Annotated in this window: 14 protein-coding genes; 7 read left to right on the top strand and 7 right to left on the bottom strand. The window is 66.1% G+C overall.

Annotation, left to right across the window (positions count from 1 at the left end; translation table 11 throughout):
* The first annotated feature begins 119 nt into the window (after positions 1–119).
* Positions 120–401: a peptidylprolyl isomerase gene (locus IB268_RS03390; RefSeq protein ID WP_006385706.1), complete on the top strand. Its 282-nt coding sequence runs from the start codon at positions 120–122 to the stop codon at positions 399–401.
* Positions 402–455: 54 nt separating this feature from the next.
* On the opposite strand, the gene IB268_RS03385 is transcribed toward IB268_RS03390, so the two are convergent.
* Positions 456–1,361, bottom strand: a complete 906-nt coding sequence (locus tag IB268_RS03385) for a LysR family transcriptional regulator (protein ID WP_175180477.1) — start codon at positions 1,359–1,361, stop codon at positions 456–458.
* Positions 1,362–1,517: 156 nt separating this feature from the next.
* On the opposite strand from IB268_RS03385, the gene IB268_RS03380 reads away from it, so the two are divergent.
* Both IB268_RS03380 and IB268_RS03375 read left to right on the top strand, forming a co-directional pair.
* On the top strand, positions 1,518–2,495 hold the full coding sequence (locus tag IB268_RS03380) for a tripartite tricarboxylate transporter substrate binding protein (protein ID WP_054458858.1): 978 nt from the start codon (positions 1,518–1,520) through the stop codon (positions 2,493–2,495).
* A gap of 18 nt (positions 2,496–2,513) precedes the next feature.
* Positions 2,514–3,719 carry an FAD-dependent monooxygenase gene (locus IB268_RS03375; protein ID WP_192353804.1) on the top strand — a complete coding sequence of 402 codons (1,206 nt, stop codon included), beginning with the start codon at positions 2,514–2,516 and terminating at the stop codon, positions 3,717–3,719.
* Positions 3,720–3,808: 89 nt separating this feature from the next.
* On the opposite strand, the gene IB268_RS03370 is transcribed toward IB268_RS03375, so the two are convergent.
* From IB268_RS03370 to IB268_RS03355, 4 genes are all read right to left on the bottom strand, one after another.
* Positions 3,809–4,549 (bottom strand): ATP-binding cassette domain-containing protein, encoded by a 741-nt coding sequence (locus IB268_RS03370; protein ID WP_054458855.1) that lies wholly within the window; start codon positions 4,547–4,549, stop codon positions 3,809–3,811.
* A gap of 12 nt (positions 4,550–4,561) precedes the next feature.
* A complete protein-coding gene (locus IB268_RS03365) occupies positions 4,562–5,524 on the bottom strand; it encodes a substrate-binding domain-containing protein (RefSeq protein ID WP_175212723.1) in 963 nt (320 codons plus the stop codon).
* 19 nt (positions 5,525–5,543) lie between these two features.
* A complete protein-coding gene (locus tag IB268_RS03360) occupies positions 5,544–6,485 on the bottom strand; it encodes an ABC transporter permease (RefSeq protein WP_054458851.1) in 942 nt (313 codons plus the stop codon).
* An 84-nt stretch (positions 6,486–6,569) separates the two neighbouring features.
* A complete protein-coding gene (locus IB268_RS03355; protein ID WP_175212724.1) occupies positions 6,570–8,078 on the bottom strand; it encodes an FGGY-family carbohydrate kinase in 1,509 nt (502 codons plus the stop codon).
* 338 nt (positions 8,079–8,416) lie between these two features.
* Here IB268_RS03355 and IB268_RS03350 point away from each other — a divergent pair, with 338 nt between their 5' ends.
* From IB268_RS03350 to IB268_RS03340, 3 genes are read left to right on the top strand one after another with little or no spacing between them, the layout of a single operon-like run.
* Positions 8,417–9,352 carry a 3-keto-5-aminohexanoate cleavage protein gene (locus IB268_RS03350; protein ID WP_054458847.1) on the top strand — a complete coding sequence of 312 codons (936 nt, stop codon included), beginning with the start codon at positions 8,417–8,419 and terminating at the stop codon, positions 9,350–9,352.
* 28 nt (positions 9,353–9,380) lie between these two features.
* Positions 9,381–10,580 carry an ABC transporter substrate-binding protein gene (locus IB268_RS03345; RefSeq protein WP_192353803.1) on the top strand — a complete coding sequence of 400 codons (1,200 nt, stop codon included), beginning with the start codon at positions 9,381–9,383 and terminating at the stop codon, positions 10,578–10,580.
* Positions 10,581–10,602: 22 nt separating this feature from the next.
* Positions 10,603–11,421 carry an SDR family oxidoreductase gene (locus IB268_RS03340; RefSeq protein WP_119451694.1) on the top strand — a complete coding sequence of 273 codons (819 nt, stop codon included), beginning with the start codon at positions 10,603–10,605 and terminating at the stop codon, positions 11,419–11,421.
* Positions 11,422–11,430: 9 nt separating this feature from the next.
* On the opposite strand, the gene IB268_RS03335 is transcribed toward IB268_RS03340, so the two are convergent.
* The gene (locus IB268_RS03335) at positions 11,431–12,360 is read right to left on the bottom strand and encodes a LysR family transcriptional regulator (RefSeq protein WP_054458840.1); all 930 of its coding nucleotides are present in this window, start codon (positions 12,358–12,360) and stop codon (positions 11,431–11,433) included.
* A 97-nt stretch (positions 12,361–12,457) separates the two neighbouring features.
* Positions 12,458–13,987, bottom strand: a complete 1,530-nt coding sequence (locus IB268_RS03330) for a DUF1254 domain-containing protein (RefSeq protein ID WP_054458837.1) — start codon at positions 13,985–13,987, stop codon at positions 12,458–12,460.
* A 144-nt stretch (positions 13,988–14,131) separates the two neighbouring features.
* On the opposite strand from IB268_RS03330, the gene IB268_RS03325 reads away from it, so the two are divergent.
* Positions 14,132–14,719 (top strand): hypothetical protein, encoded by a 588-nt coding sequence (locus IB268_RS03325; RefSeq protein ID WP_192329575.1) that lies wholly within the window; start codon positions 14,132–14,134, stop codon positions 14,717–14,719.
* Positions 14,720–14,739 lie beyond the last annotated feature (20 nt).

The raw sequence follows: 14,739 nt of genomic DNA, 5'->3' as shown, positions 1-14,739 counted from the left end.
AGGGATACACAACAGTCGTCAGTGGTTCATCATCCGCGAGTTACCCTAGCCTAGCCAGCGCCAGTCCGCTGAATGCGTTACTCTCCCCCTCCCCAATTCAAGTCCGCAAGGAGCCCCAAATGGCACAAGCCTCCGCCCGCCACATCCTCGTCTCCACCGAAGCCAAGGCCAACGAACTGAAGACCGCCATCGAGAACGGCGCCGACTTCGCTCAGCTGGCCAAGGAAAACTCCAGCTGCCCGTCCTCGCGCGACGGCGGCAACCTGGGTACGTTCGGTCCGGGCCAGATGGTCAAGGAATTCGACACCGTGGTGTTCAGCGCCCCGGTCGGCGAGGTCCAGGGTCCGGTGAAGACCCAGTTCGGCTACCACCTGGTTGAAGTGACCAGCCGCAAGGACTAAGTCCAGCAGTAGTCTCAAAGAAAGCCGCCGCCAGGCAACTGGCGGCGGCTTTCTTTATGGCTCGCGCATCTGGGCCGCCGCTCTCAGGCAGTCCACGAACGCGGTCAATCCGGCGCTGTCACGGCGGCCACTGCGGGTGACGATGGCGTAGTCCAGCGCGACGCGGGGCGTAAGGGCCCGGAGCTGCACGCGCCAGCGCGTGCCGGTCAAGGCGGCAAACGAGGGTACGACGGCTTGGCCCAGCCCGGACTCGACCATGGCCAGGATAGTTTCCAGGTGGCTGTAGACGCGGCGCGGCGGGAGGTTCGCGACAACGGGCATGCGAGGAACGTGCCGGTCTATCAGTTGCTGGATGGGGTTGCTGGAAGGCAGCACGATGAGACTGGCGGGATCGAGCCGCTGCCAGGGCAAGGGAGCGCGGCGGGTCCGGGCGGCATGTTCGGCCGATTGCGCCAGCACCAGTTCGGCGGGGAACAACCCGCGGCGGCGCAGGCCAGCCGCCTTCTGGAAGAAGGCGCCGAAACCGGCGTCCAGGGTTCCGTCTTCGACACCCTGTTGGATCAGGCTGCGGTCCATGTCGGCCACTTCGACACGCCATTCCGGCTGTGCTGCCGAGCAGGCGCGCAGCACCTGCGGCAGGATGCTGCTGGCGATGAGCGGGGTGACGCCCACGCGCAGCACGCGCGCCTGCGGCGTACTGGCGGCGGCCAGTTGACGCAGCGTGCCGCCCAGTTCATCGACCATGCGCTGGGCGACGGGCAGGAGCGTTCGTCCCGCATCGGTGAGCAACACGGCGCGGGTGCTGCGTTCGAACAGGCGGCTGCCTATGCTCTGTTCGAATTCGCGCACCATGGCGCTCAGGCCGGCCTGCGTCAGGTGCAGTTGGGCCGCGGCCTTGGTGAAGCTGGCATGTTCGGCTACGGCAAGGAAGCCGCGCAGTTGGCGCAGGGAGAAATTCACGCGTGGACTACCAGATAATTAATAAAACTTCTTTGTTAATAGACAAGATAACGCAGTTTTACTTGTTTATCTGTTTGCGTTGCAATTGCGAAATGCGCTGCCTTCCGTCCGGATGGGCCTAGAACAAAAGCGCAAATGCGCCTACAGGAGACAAGCATGTTCCGATTCCCCCTGCGAATTGCCTCGGCATTCGCCATCGCGTGCGCGGCCCTTGCGCCGGCGCCCGCCGTCCAGGCTGCGGACTTCCCCGAGAAGCCGATCCGGCTAGTGGTGCCATTTCCGCCCGGTGGCCCGACCGACACGAGCGCGCGCCTCTTCAGCAAGACCATGGCCGAACAGCTGGGCCAACCGGTCATCGTGGAGAACCGTGCAGGCGCGGGCGGCTCGGTGGGCACCACGTCGGTAACGCGCGAACAGCCTGACGGCTACACGCTGCTATGGGGCGGCACCAGCAGCATGGTGGTGGCGCCTGCGCTCTATCCCAAGCTGGACTATGACCCCATCGCCTCCTTCACCCCTATCGGCATGGCGGTGCGCGGCCCGCTAATCCTGGTGAGCCGCCCCGCCCTGCCCAGTGCTGACCTCAAGGCGCTGCTCGACCTTGCTCGGCGCCAGCCGCTGACGGTGGCCTCGGCCGGCACGGGTTCGGTCGGCCATCTCACGGCCGAACTGTTCGATCGCAGCGCGAACGTGGACATTCTGCACATTCCTTACCGCGGCGGCGCGCCGGCGCTCAGCGACGTGCTGGGCGGCCAAGTTGATCTGTTGTTCGACACGGTGACTCTGCTGTATCCGCAGATCGCGGCGCAGAAGCTGCGCGCCTATGCCGTTACCGGCGCGCAGCGCTACCCGCAACTGCCCAACGTTCCCACCGTGGCTGAAGTGCTGGGCAAACCTTTCGAAGCCTATTCCTGGTTCGGTCTCATGGCGCCCGCCCACACGCCGCAGCCCGTCATCGAACGCCTGACCAAGGCGCTGGCCGCCGCAGCGCGCGATCCCGAGGTCAAGCGCCAGCTGGCCGACCTGGGCCTGGAGCCTGTGGGCGATACGCCGGAGCAATTTGCGCAATCGATCCGCACGGACCTGGACAAATGGACCCAGGTCGTCAAGCAAGCCGGCATCAAGCCTGACTAACCCACACCCCCGCAACATATGTCTCACAAAGCCTCCCCCCTATATCTCATCGCCGGCGCCGGCCTGGGCGGCCTGACCGCCGCGCTGGCCCTGCAGCGGCGCGGCTTGCGCGTGCGCGTGCTGGAGCAGGCACAGGAGCTGCGCGAAGTCGGCGCGGGCATCCAGCTCAGCGCCAACGCCAACCGCGTGCTGTATCAACTGGGTCTGGAACACGCCCTGACGGAGGTCGCACGCCCGACGGCCGGAAAGCGTATCCGCTTGTGGTCCAGCGGACGAACCTGGCCGCTGTTCGACCTGGGTGCGGAATCCGTGGCCCGCTATGGTTATCCGTACCTGACGATCTATCGCGCCGACCTGCACCGGATTCTGGCGCAGGCGGTGCAGGCCAATGACCCGCGGGCCATCACCCTGGGCGCCAAGGTCACCAGGTTCACGCAGGACGACACAGGCGTCACCGCCGTACTGGAGTCGGGCGAAAAAATCGAAGGCGCGGCGCTCATCGGCGCCGACGGCGTGCACTCGCGCGTGCGCGCCGCGCTGTTCGGCGCGGACGCCGCGGCGTTTTCTGGCACCGTCGCCTGGCGCGGCGTGATCCCGGCCGAAAAGTTGCCCGCGCATCTGCGCGAGCCCTATGCCTGCAACTGGGTAGGCCCGGGCGCCCACGTCATCCACTATCCGCTGCGGCAGGGAAAACTGGTGAACTTCGTGGGCATCCTGGAGCGCGACGATTGGCAGGTGGAGTCCTGGACCGAGCGCGGTAGCGTAGCGGAATGCGCGCGGGATTTCGCGGGCTGGCATGAGGATGTGCAGACACTGATCCAGGCGCTGGACGAACCCTACAAATGGGCGCTGATGCTGCGCGAACCGCTGCCTGAGTGGTCGCAGGGCCGCGTGACGCTGCTGGGAGACGCCTGCCATCCGACGCTGCCCATGCTGGCCTCGGGCGCGGCGATGGCAATCGAGGACGGCTATGTACTGGCGCGCGCCTTGGAGGCGCAGCCGGACGATGTTCCCCAGGCATTCAAACGCTACGAAGCGGCGCGCGTGGAACGGGCATCTCGCGTGGTGCGCGGTTCGGCCGAGAACGCTCGGCGCTTCCACAATCCGGCACTGGCACACGCGCAAGGCGCCGCCGACTACGTGGACCGCGAGTGGAACGAAACGCGCGTGCGTGAACGCTATGAATGGCTGTTCAGCTATAACGCGGATGAAGCGCCGATCTGACTCTGCCGCCACATGAAAAAGGCCGCCGCCGGGTCTATCGCTGGCGGCGGCCTTTTTCATTCGCATGGCCGCTGGGGCCAAGCGCGGCCTTACTCTTTGCCCGTCATCACCATATGCGCCAACGCGTCCGCATCCAGCCCGGCCACGTCGCGCTCGATGACCTTGGTTCCGCTCTTCAGGATCGCCACCCTGTCCGCCAGCGCCACCACGTCGGCCATGTTGTGGCTGATGAGGATCACAGTGCGGCCCTCTTCGCGCAGCTTGCGCACCAGGTTCAGCACCAGCGCCGTTTCCTTGACGCCCAGCGCGGCGGTGGGTTCATCCATGATGACGACGCGGGCGTCCCAGCGCAGGGCGCGGGCGATGGCGACGGCCTGGCGCTGGCCGCCGGACATGCGCTCCACGGGCCGGTCCATGTCATCGATGGGCACGGACAGGCGTTGCAGGTAGCCGCGCGCATCCTCGGCCATGCGGCGTTTATCCAGGATGCTGAGCGGCCCCACGCGCCGCACCAGTTCGGCGCCCATGAAGATGTTTTCCCAGATCGACAAGCGCGGAGCCAGCGCCAGATCCTGGTAGATGGTGGCGATGCCTTGCACCAGGGCGTCGTGGGGCGATCCGAACGCGACCTGCTGCCCGTTCAGGCTCATCGCGCCGGCGCTGGGTTCCTGCGCGCCTGAGATGATGCGGATGAGCGTGGACTTGCCCGCGCCGTTGTCGCCGCAGATGGCCATGACCTTGCCCTGGGGCACGTCCAGGTCCACGCCCTTCAGAGCTTCGACGGCGCCATACGACTTCTTGATCTGGCGTAGCGACAACGCGGCGGTCATGGCTCTTGGCTCTTACTTGGCGGGTTGCAGGAATTTCTGGACATTGCTGGCGTCGACCAGGACGGAGTCCATGAAGAGGTAGGGCCCGGCGGCGATGCTTTCCCTGGGTTCCTTCTTTACGACGATCCGGTCGATGGCGTAGATGGCCTTGGTGCCCATCTGCTCGAAGGGAATCATCATGGTCGCGGTGATGAGACTGTTGGGATCGGCGATGCGGCGGTAGGTCTCCGGGCTGCCGTCGACGGACACGAGCGTGATGTCGCCCTTTTTCATGCCCTGGGCCTGCAGCAGATCGTCGATGACATAGGCCTGGCCGTCGAACGAGGCCCAGATACCCTTGAACTGGCCCTGATGGCGCAGCAGCAGCGCCTGCATGCCGTTGCGCACATCGTCGCGCCAGCTCTGGGTGCGGGCCATGCTGAACTTGGCCAGGTCCTTGACGGCGGTGTTCTCGGTCAGGACGGCGTCCAGCATCTTGCCGCGGATGCGGGTGCCGGAGTTGCCGTCGAAGCGGGCGGACAGAATGTTGCCCTGGTAGCCCATCTTGCCCAGCATATAGAGGACGGACTGGGCGCCAGTGGCGTATTCGTTGACCTCGACGTCGAACAGCATGTGGGGGCTGGCGCCGGACATCACGCCGACGACGGGTATGCCCTTCTCCTTGGCGGCCTGCAGCTGCGCGTCGGTTTCCACGGGCTTGCCCATGGCGATGACGATGGCGTCGACCTTCTTGTTGACCAGGGTGTCGAGCTGTTCGGCCAGCTTGGGCAGCGAGCCTTCGGCGTTCAGCTGGGTCACGGTCCAGCCCTTGGAGCGGGCGGCTTCGGCAGCGGCGTTGGCGACGCGCGCGTGGGTTTCCGAAGACATCTGGAACGCGACGATGCCCACGTCGAAGGCGTGCGCCGCCGCGCCCATGGCCAGGGCCGGCACCGAAAACGCGGCCAACAGCAGATTGCGCATCAAGGATTTACGCATGGTTCTCTTCCCCTTCCGATCAGAATTTGAAGGCCGCTTTCTTCAGCACGGCCGATGACACCGCGACGGACGCGATGATGATGAAGCCCAGAACGATGTCCTGCACGTAATACGGCGCACCCATGAGGACCAGGCCGTTGCCCAGCACCTTGAGGATCAGCGCGGCGACCAGCGTGCCGGGTATGTTGGCATGGCCGGGGTTGAACATGGTCATGCCCAGCAGCACCGCGGCGATGGCGTACAGGAAGTAGTCACCAGCCATATTGGGCGCGGCCGAAGACAGGCTGGACGTGAGCAGCACGGCCGCCAGTCCCGCGCACAGGCCTGAAAGCGCCAGGCCTATGCTTTTCATGGCACGTATGTTGATGCCGGCCAGCCGCGCGGATTCGCCGGCCTCGCCGGTAGCGGTCATGCGGGCCCCGGTGCGGGTCCATTTCACCAGGAAGAACGCCAGCAGCACGGCGCCCAGCATCCACAGCACCAGGGCAGGAATGCCGAAGGGCTTGCCGCGCGCCAGGTCGGTGAAGGCGGCGGGCCAACGGCCCACATAGGACACGCCGTCGGTCAGCATGAAGGCGAAACCGCGCGCCATGGCTGCCATGCCCAGCGTCGCGATCAGCGAGGGCACGCGCAGCCGCGTGACGGCGATGCCGTTCACGAGGCCGCACAGCAGGCCTACGCCCAGGCCCGCGCCTATGGCCAGGAGCACCGGCTGGCCGGTATGCACCAGGGCGCCCGTGACGACCGCCGCGAGGCTGGCGACGTCGGCCACCGACAGGTCCAGTTCGGCCGTGACCAGCGCCAGCGTGAAGCCGATGGCAATGATGGCCAGGAAGCTGGTTTCCTTGGCGATGTTCAGAAGATTATTGGGCGCCGCGAAATTCGGGGCTGCCAACGCGAAGAAAACCACCAGGACCAATCCCGCGATTGCCGTGCCGTACTTTTCCAGGATGCCGCGCATCGACTCAACCCTTGCTGCGTTTTGCTTGTTATGTGGGCGCGTCACTGCGCCCCGCTGATGGCGAGGTAGTTTATACCTGGGCCATCAGCCCATGTCGATGCCGGCCAGCGCGCGCGATACTGGCGCCAGCGCGGCTTCCGCGGCGCGGAACTGGCGATACATGCGGCGATAGGCGTGCGCCCGCTCGGCCTGGGGTTCATAGCGTTGCGCCACGCGCACCAGCGCGTCCTGGGCGGCCGCGAAGCTGCCGTAGCGTCCCAGGCCCGTCCAGGCGGCGACCGCCGCGCCCAGTACGCCGGGCTGTTCGGCCTGGCCGACCACCAGAGCGCGTTCGCAGATGTCGGCCTTGACCTGGCACCACTGGGCATTGGACGCCGCGCCGCCGCCGAAGCGGATCTCTTCCACAGGACTGCCCAGTGCGCTTTCGGCGCGCTCCAGCACGATGCGGTTGAGAAAGGCCACGCCTTCCAGCACGGCCCAGGCCAAGTCGCCGGGGCCGTGGCGACGGTTCAAGCCCAGAAAAGCGCCGCGCAGGTGCGGATCCCAATACGGCACCCGTTCGCCTTGCAGATAGGGCAGGAACAGCGCCGGTTGCGGATCGCGCGGCGCATCGAGCAAGGCGTCCATGGCCTCGCCCACCCCGGCCATGCCTTCGTCGCCCAGGCGGCCCAGCAGCGGCAAGAGCCACGCCACCGTATCCGCGCCATTCTGGCCTGGCCCGCCGATCTGATGATGTCCGCCGCCCCAGTCCACCGTCATCAGGCCTTGCGCCTGCACCGGCTCGGCGCCCACGGCGCCGAAAACTTCGGTGGTGCCGGAGATGTTGTAGGCGTAACCCGGCCGCAGTGCGCCCAGGCCGGCCACGGCCGCCCAGGTGTCGTTGGCGCAAGCCACGACAGGACGTCCCGACAGACGCGCCAACGCGCCCGATAGACCCTTTTGCACGACGCCGACGACCTCCAGCGGATCGAGCAGACGCGGTACCCAGGCCGGATTGGCCCCCACCGCCGTCAGCAGGTCGGCGCAGTCCGGTCCGGCCGTGGCGGCCGCCGCCAGGCGCGCCATCGACACGGTGTCGCTCACGGTGCGTCCGGTCAGGCGGAAATTCAGATAATCCTTGGGTTCCAGCACCAGCCGCACCCGCGCCGCGTGCTCTGGCTCTGCGTGCAACAGCCAGGCCACGCGCGCCCAGGGATGGAAGGCGTTGATCTGTCCATGCTCGGGATGGGAGGACGGCATGGACGCGAGCCACGCGCCCACGTCCGCCGCCGCGCGCGTATCGCGCCAGGTGATCGCCGGCCGGATGGCAGCGCCGTGCGCATCGATGAAGACCTGCGTGCGCGTGACGCCGCAGATCGCGATGGCCTCTACCGCACTGAAAGCGGCGTCCGCCTGCGCCGCCAGCGCATCGGTCAGGGCTTGCAGCCCGTTCCACCAGGCATCGGCGTCGATCTCGTCCCAGCCAGGATGAGCGGCGGGGCTGGCACGCGCCGGACTTTCGATGAAGCACGAATGCGCGATGCCGCCGCGATCGTCCACCAACGCGGCGCGAAAGCGCGTGCCACCCAGATCCACTGCCAGGACGTAGCTCATGCCGGCACCTGCATCAGGCGGATCTGGCCGCGTCCGGGCTGCATGGCCCGCAGCGGGCGGAGGGTCTGGATATCAAGCATGGGAGGCAGCTTCTGCGTGATCGGATGGCCGTCGGAACGGGCGTTCCGGCATAGGCAAATTGTAGTCCTGTCAGGGCTGGCGCGCAGCGCTGGCGTCGAGCGTCGCTGCACCGCAGCACCGGAAATCCTATCAATTGATTATTTCTGTTCAGGTGACACGGGCCGCGGGCGTGGGACAGAATGGCCCACACCCGGAGGAGACAACCGGGGCCATGAAAACCATCAAGAACGCATGCGCAAGCGCGCAGCCCGAGGCCCATGAAAAAGTCCAGGAACAAGGTCATCATTACCTGCGCCATCACCGGATCGGTCCATACGCCGTCGATGTCGCCCCATCTGCCCGTCACGCCCGATGAGATCGCGCAGTCCGCGTTGGATGCGGCCAAGGCCGGCGCCGCCATCGTGCATCTGCATGCGCGCCAGCCCGATACCGGGCAGCCTACCCAGGACCCCGCGCTGTATGCGCAGTTCCTGCCCCGCATCAAGAACGCTTCGGACGTGGTGATCAACATCACCACGGGCGGCTCGCCCGTGCTGCCGCTTGCCGACCGCATGGCGCCCGCGCTGCAATTCAAGCCCGAGGTGGCCTCGCTGAACATGGGTTCGATGAACTTCGGCATGTATGAACTGCTGGAGCGATTCAAGGAGTTCAAGCACGCCTGGGAACGTCCGTATCTCGAAGGCAGCAATGACCTGATCTTCAAGAACACCTTCAAGGACATCGAGCGCATCCTGACCTCGTGCGGCGACAACGGCACGCGCTTCGAGATCGAGTGCTACGACATCGGGCACTTGTACACGGCGGCGCATTTCGTCGACCGCAAGCTGCTCAAGCCGCCCTTCCTGATCCAGTCCGTGTTCGGCATACGCGGCGGCATCGGCACGCATCCCGAAGACGTGATGATGATGAAGCGCACCGCGGACCGCCTGTTCGGCGACGACTACATCTGGTCGGTGCTGGCCGCCGGACGCAAGCAGACGCCGCTGGCGACCATGGCGGCCACCCTGGGCGGCAACGTGCGCGTGGGCTTGGAGGACTCGCTTTGGGACGGGCCGGGAGAATTGGCGCACTCGAACGCGGACCAGGTGCGGCGCATCCGCCGCATCCTGGAAGACCTTTCGCTACAGATTGCCACGCCCGACGAGGCGCGCGAAACGCTGCAATTGAAGGGCCGCGACAACGTCGCGTTCTGAACCAGATCCATTCAGTGGGGAGACAGACATGAAAAAGACATTGTGCGCAGCCGCGCTCGCGACGCTGTTGGGGACGGCCGGCATGGCGCAGGCAGACGACGGCGTGATCCGCATCGGCTTCATCACCGACATGTCCGGCCTGTCGGCGGATGCCGACGGCCCGGGCGGAGCCGAGGCGATCAAAATGGCGGTGGCGGACCTGGGCGGCGTGGTGGCGGGGAAAAAGGTCGAGGTGCTGGTGGCAGACCACCAGAACCGGGCCGACATCGCCTCGTCCAGGGCGCGCGAATGGCTGGACCAGAAGGGCGTGAACATGCTGATTGCGGGCGCCAATTCCGCGGCAGCGCTGGCGATGGCGAAAGTGGCCGAAGAAAAGAAGACGCCGTTCTTCGTGGTGAGCGCGGGCGCCTCCGAGCTGACGAATTCGCAATGCACGCCCTACACCGTGCACTATGTGTACGACACGGTTTCGCTGGCGCGCGGCACGGCCCGCGCGATGATGAAGGAAGGCAACAAGGACTGGTACTTCCTGACGGTGGACCACGCCTTCGGACACGCGCTGGAGCGCGATGCCTCAGCGGTGGTGCAGGCCGACGGCGGCAACGTCAAGGGGCGGGTCCGGCACCCGCTGAACGCGGCGGATTTCTCTTCCTTCATCCTGCAGGCGCAGGCATCCGGCGCATCGGTGCTGGGGCTGGCGAACTCGGCCAGCGACACCAGCAATGCCGTCAAGGCAGCCAATGAATTCGGCCTGACGCCCAAGATGAAGATCGCGGGCCTGCTGGTATTGATTACGGACGTGCACGCGCTGGGACTGCAAGCCGCGCAGAACATGTATCTGACCACGGCCTGGTACTGGGACCAGGACGACGCCTCGCGCAAGTGGGCCGCGCGCTTCGAAGCCGCCATGAAGAAAAAGCCGTCGATGCTGCAAGCCGGCGACTATTCCGCCGCCACGACCTATCTGAAGGCAGTGGAAGCCACCAAGAGCACCGATGGCGACACCATCATGAAATGGCTGAAGGCGAATCCGGTCAATGACTTCTTCGTGAAGGACGGAAAGATCCGCGCCGACGGCCTGATGGTGCACGACATGTTCCTGATGCAGGTGAAGAGCCCGTCGGAGTCGAAGGCGCCCTGGGACTACTACAAGCAGGTGGCCCGCGTGCCGGGCGATCAGGTCTATACCTCGCCGGCGGAATCGACCTGCCGTTTGATGAAGCCCTGAGCCGTAACGGCAAGGATCTGGCATGACTATGAAGAACGTTGTTCCGGGGGACATTTCCGCGTTGCCCGTGGATCTGTCCGGCAAGCGCGTCATCGTGACCGCGGGCGCCGCCGGTATCGGCGCGGCAATCGCCGCCGCATTCGCGGACCGCGGCGCCAAGGTGCACGTCTGCGATGTGGATGGGCAGGCGCTGGCGGCCTGCCCTCACCCCTGGTCGCGCGCCGACGTGAGCCGGCGCGAAGAGATCGACCGCTATATGCAGGAAGCGCTGGCGCAGCTGGGCGGCCTGGACGTGCTGGTCAACAACGCCGGCATCGCCGGCCCCACGGCAGGGATCGCGGACATCCAGCCGCAGGAACTGGACGCCACGCTGGACATCAACCTGGCATCGCAATTCCACACGGTGCGGCATGCGCTGCCGGCGCTGCGTACGTCGGGCGGCGGCAGCATCATCAACATCAGTTCGGTGGCGGGCCGCATGGGCATCCCCATGCGCACCCCCTACGCAGCGACCAAATGGGGAGTGGTGGGCTTGACGCGTTCGCTCGCGGTCGAACTGGGCGGCCATGGCATCCGCGTCAACGCGCTGCTGCCCGGACTGGTGGCGGGGCCGCGGATCGACCGCGTGATCGAGGCGCGTGCCCGGAACATGGGCCTGACCGTGGAAGAAGAGACCCGGCTGGAGTTGGCCGGCGTCAGCCTGCGGCAGTTCGTGCGGGCCGCCGACATCGCCAACATGGCTTTGTTCCTGGCCAGCCCGTTCGGAGCGATGATCAGCGGGCAGGCGATCAGCATAGACGGCGACCTGCAATCGCTGCCCTGGCAGCCGCCGGCGGAGTAGGACCGGCGTCTACTCCAGCAACTGGACCGTATGCGCATATACGCCCTGGCGGCGGTCCTGAGCCGTGGCGCGCAGGGCGTCCAGCAGCCGCTCGGCCAGGTCCTGCCCGCGCTCTTCCTTGCGGGTGATGAGGTAGAAATCGAACCACTGCCGCGACGCCAGGGGCCGGGCGACCAGATCGGGATAGGCCGCCACGATGTCCCAGGCGGAGAGCGCATTGACCAGGCTGATGCCCCGGACCGCCCGCACCGTGCCGGGCAGCAGCGACATGTGCGCCCGCATGCCCGAGCTAAGCAGCAGCGTATCCGCGATGTCGCCCTGGGCCACTACATAGTCGGACCACAAGGGCTTCACATAGGTGTCTGGCGGTATATCGGCCGCCGCGATGGTGTCGCGCCCGGCCAAGGGGTGGTCGCGATGCGCGATGGCCATGACGTCGGCGCGCAGAAACGGCGTGAACGCCAGGCGGGCGCTGTCGCGCTCCACCGCGCCCAGGCCGAAGTCCGCGCGCATGGTTTCGACCGCGCTGATGGCCTGCACGGATGATTCGATGTCGATGGAAAAAGGCCGGGTGCCGTTGGCGTCCAGATAGCGCCGCACCGCGTCGGGCGCGTAGCCCAGCGCCAGCGCGGGCGAAGACGCGATGCGCAGGCCGCGCCCGCCGAATTGTTCGATGCTGTGCAGGGCCTCGTCGATGCGGACCAGCTCGTCCAGCACGAACTTGGCCTCGCTGTACAGGTACTGTCCGGCCTCGGTCGGACGCAAGGTCTTGTGGGACCGGTCAAACAGCTGCACGCCGGTCGCGCCTTCCAGGCGGGATATCGCGTGGCTGACCGCCGGCTGCGTCAGGTGCATGGACTGCGCGGCCTGCCGGGTCGATCCGGTCATGACCACCGCGTAGAAAATGCGCAGGTCGTGAATATTGAAATTGCGCTTCATGCGGCGCGAGCCTCCCTGGGTGGTCGGTTGCCCGACTGCGCCCGGCCGGACGTCGATGGCCGGCCTGCGCGAGGCCTTCTTGTAGCCCAGACCGCCGCTAGTGTCGAACCTGGAGCGGGGAAGGCGCGGACCGCGCCTGCGGCGCCTGTCTGGCCCGCTCAATCTGCGGCGAAGTCCACTTGCCTTCCAGCAGCGCGGGCTTGGGCCAGTAGTACCGCAACGTGACCATGAAGGGCCCCGCCGGCGCGGGCAGCCAGTTGGACTCTTTGCCCTTGCCGGGCGACTCCGACTGGATGTAGATCGTGATGCCGCCATCGCGATCGCGTTTGAGCGACGGCAGCATGGACGAATTGATCAGGTACCGCTTGAGCGGATTGGACGCCAGCAGCTGTTCGGGCAGGCGATACATGGTCATGGACCAGAATGCGTTGACGGGCGGCAGGCTGCGCGGGGCGAAGCGCAAGGTGTATTTGTTGCGGCCGTCCAGCGGCTGGCCTGTGCTGTCGTTTTCCAGCACGGGATAGAGCGCTTCCTCGCGGCTGTTGCCGCCGATGCCGACCTGTGTGCCCGTGGCGCGCGCGAGGTAATCGTTCTTCAGCGTATTGCGGTCGCCGAAGAGCCGATCGGTCTTGCCATTCAGGGCCTCGCGGTTCTTGTCGATATCGTTCTGGCCGTCGTGCATGCCTTCCTGCAAGGCGCGGCGCAACGCGGGGTTCATGCTGTTGAAGTCGAACTCCCGGCCGGGTTCCAGGCCGATGCTGGCAAAGCGTTCGCGCAATGATTGTTCCGAAGAATGGGTCGGCGCGAACTGCAGCAGGAAGGCAAGCTGGTTGTAGAACTCCAGCGAACTGCGCATCTGCGCGGGCGGCTCGGGCGCTATCCAGTCCACCGCCGGCGCCGGTTCCGGCGCGCGCTGCTTGCGGTAGGCGGACAGCGTCTGGATCTTGTAGCGTGACTGGATGCGCTTGACGTTGGGCAGGTCGCCCGCATTAAAGAGCTGGGTGCGCCCGACCAGATTGACCAGATCGGTCTCCGACCGGATTACCTTGGTGATGCCTGCCGGCGCCTTGCCCTTCCAGCGCGGGCCGGCCACCAGGAACCGGCCGCCGCCATTGCCCGTGCTGCGGCTGCCGATGTAGGCGAAGTTGTAGGTGTACAGGTCCATCAGCTGCAGCACGAAGTAGCGGCGCGGCTCCATGGCGGGCACGGTGATGACCACGGGTTCGGCGCGCAGGTCCAGCACCGCGAAGGTGTACGGCGTGTCGGCGTTGGGCGTGACGAAGGCGGTGTCTTCGGGCGTGAAGACGCGCGCGACGTTGTTGACCGTATTGAACGGACCTTTGTACTGGGGGTTGTTCTTGTCGATGCTGAAGGCATGCATGGTCTGGTAGCTTGCGACCATGGGCGTGCCGTAGAGATAGGCTTCGCGGGCGATGGCGCGCGCCTGCTGCGCGGTGACGCCGTCGATGCCTACCGATTGCGAACCGCTCGAATCATGGGAGTTGAAGGCGCATCCCGCCAGTCCGCCCGCCAGCGCGGCCGCGACCATCAGGCGCGCCGCCATCAGCGCGGGACCGCTGCCGCGGACCTTGGAGGAAAATCCAGTGCTACTCTGGCTATCGCGCATCCGGTGCTCCAACACAACACTGCGTGAGGTTGGCGACGCCCATGCGGCCGGCATCGCATTCAAAGCGTAAAGTCCGGGGAATTCTGGCATATTTCCTGGCGATGTAGAAGAAACAGCGAGCCAGAACAGGAACAGCACCAGCCCATGCATACGCAAGATCCGGCCGCGGAATACCCGCAGATGAACATACGCGCGTCCTCTTACTTCGTGCTGCAGGCGACGCATGCGTGCACGCGCTGCGGCGAAGAAACGCCGGTGCACGCCCTGGCGGTGCCGCCCGGCCATCAATGCACGGAAGCCGACATCGAGCTGGACGAAGCCGATGCCGACAGCCCCGGGCTGAGCCCCACGGATTTCAGCACGTGGCTGTTCAGCCCGCCGCAATGGCTGGATATTGCCGATCCCGCGCTGATTTCCCAGACCGGGCTGCTGTCGCCCGCGGTGGCGCAGGCCATGCAGGCACTGTCTCCCCACTACCGCCAGAACCCCGACAACCAAGGGCAATGGACCAACTTTTGCGCCCACTGCGGCAAGCCGATATGGGAGGGCGATCTATACCCGACACCGGGCCAGGCTTTCAGCCCCGCGGACGCCGAGGCGGCCGCGCGGATCCAGGTCCGCAAGGTGGAAGAGCCATTCGAGGCCTACTACGGCATGTGCTGGACAGCCAACTACCGCAACAAGTGGCCGCTGTTCGCCCGCCTGGGCTACGAATACAGCGAAGCGGATTGACGGCGAGGGCGGCTCCGCAC

The organism is Achromobacter sp. ACM01 (assembly GCF_014851745.1).
Classification (GTDB): domain Bacteria; phylum Pseudomonadota; class Gammaproteobacteria; order Burkholderiales; family Burkholderiaceae_B; genus Achromobacter; species Achromobacter aegrifaciens.
This window is presented reverse-complemented; position numbering and strand designations above follow the sequence as displayed.

Excerpts from the sequence above, each read along its gene's own strand:
- IB268_RS03390 (WP_006385706.1), top strand. The coding sequence starts at position 120 with ATGGCACAAGCCTCCGCCCGCCACATCCTCGTCTCCACCGAAGCCAAG.
- IB268_RS03380 (WP_054458858.1), top strand. The coding sequence starts at position 1,518 with ATGTTCCGATTCCCCCTGCGAATTGCCTCGGCATTCGCCATCGCGTGC.
- IB268_RS03375 (WP_192353804.1), top strand. The coding sequence starts at position 2,514 with ATGTCTCACAAAGCCTCCCCCCTATATCTCATCGCCGGCGCCGGCCTG.
- IB268_RS03370 (WP_054458855.1), bottom strand. The coding sequence starts at position 4,549 with ATGACCGCCGCGTTGTCGCTACGCCAGATCAAGAAGTCGTATGGCGCC.
- IB268_RS03365 (WP_175212723.1), bottom strand. The coding sequence starts at position 5,524 with ATGCGTAAATCCTTGATGCGCAATCTGCTGTTGGCCGCGTTTTCGGTG.
- IB268_RS03360 (WP_054458851.1), bottom strand. The coding sequence starts at position 6,485 with ATGCGCGGCATCCTGGAAAAGTACGGCACGGCAATCGCGGGATTGGTC.
- IB268_RS03355 (WP_175212724.1), bottom strand. The coding sequence starts at position 8,078 with ATGAGCTACGTCCTGGCAGTGGATCTGGGTGGCACGCGCTTTCGCGCC.
- IB268_RS03350 (WP_054458847.1), top strand. The coding sequence starts at position 8,417 with ATGAAAAAGTCCAGGAACAAGGTCATCATTACCTGCGCCATCACCGGA.
- IB268_RS03345 (WP_192353803.1), top strand. The coding sequence starts at position 9,381 with ATGAAAAAGACATTGTGCGCAGCCGCGCTCGCGACGCTGTTGGGGACG.
- IB268_RS03340 (WP_119451694.1), top strand. The coding sequence starts at position 10,603 with ATGACTATGAAGAACGTTGTTCCGGGGGACATTTCCGCGTTGCCCGTG.
- IB268_RS03335 (WP_054458840.1), bottom strand. The coding sequence starts at position 12,360 with ATGAAGCGCAATTTCAATATTCACGACCTGCGCATTTTCTACGCGGTG.
- IB268_RS03330 (WP_054458837.1), bottom strand. The coding sequence starts at position 13,987 with ATGCGCGATAGCCAGAGTAGCACTGGATTTTCCTCCAAGGTCCGCGGC.
- IB268_RS03325 (WP_192329575.1), top strand. The coding sequence starts at position 14,132 with ATGCATACGCAAGATCCGGCCGCGGAATACCCGCAGATGAACATACGC.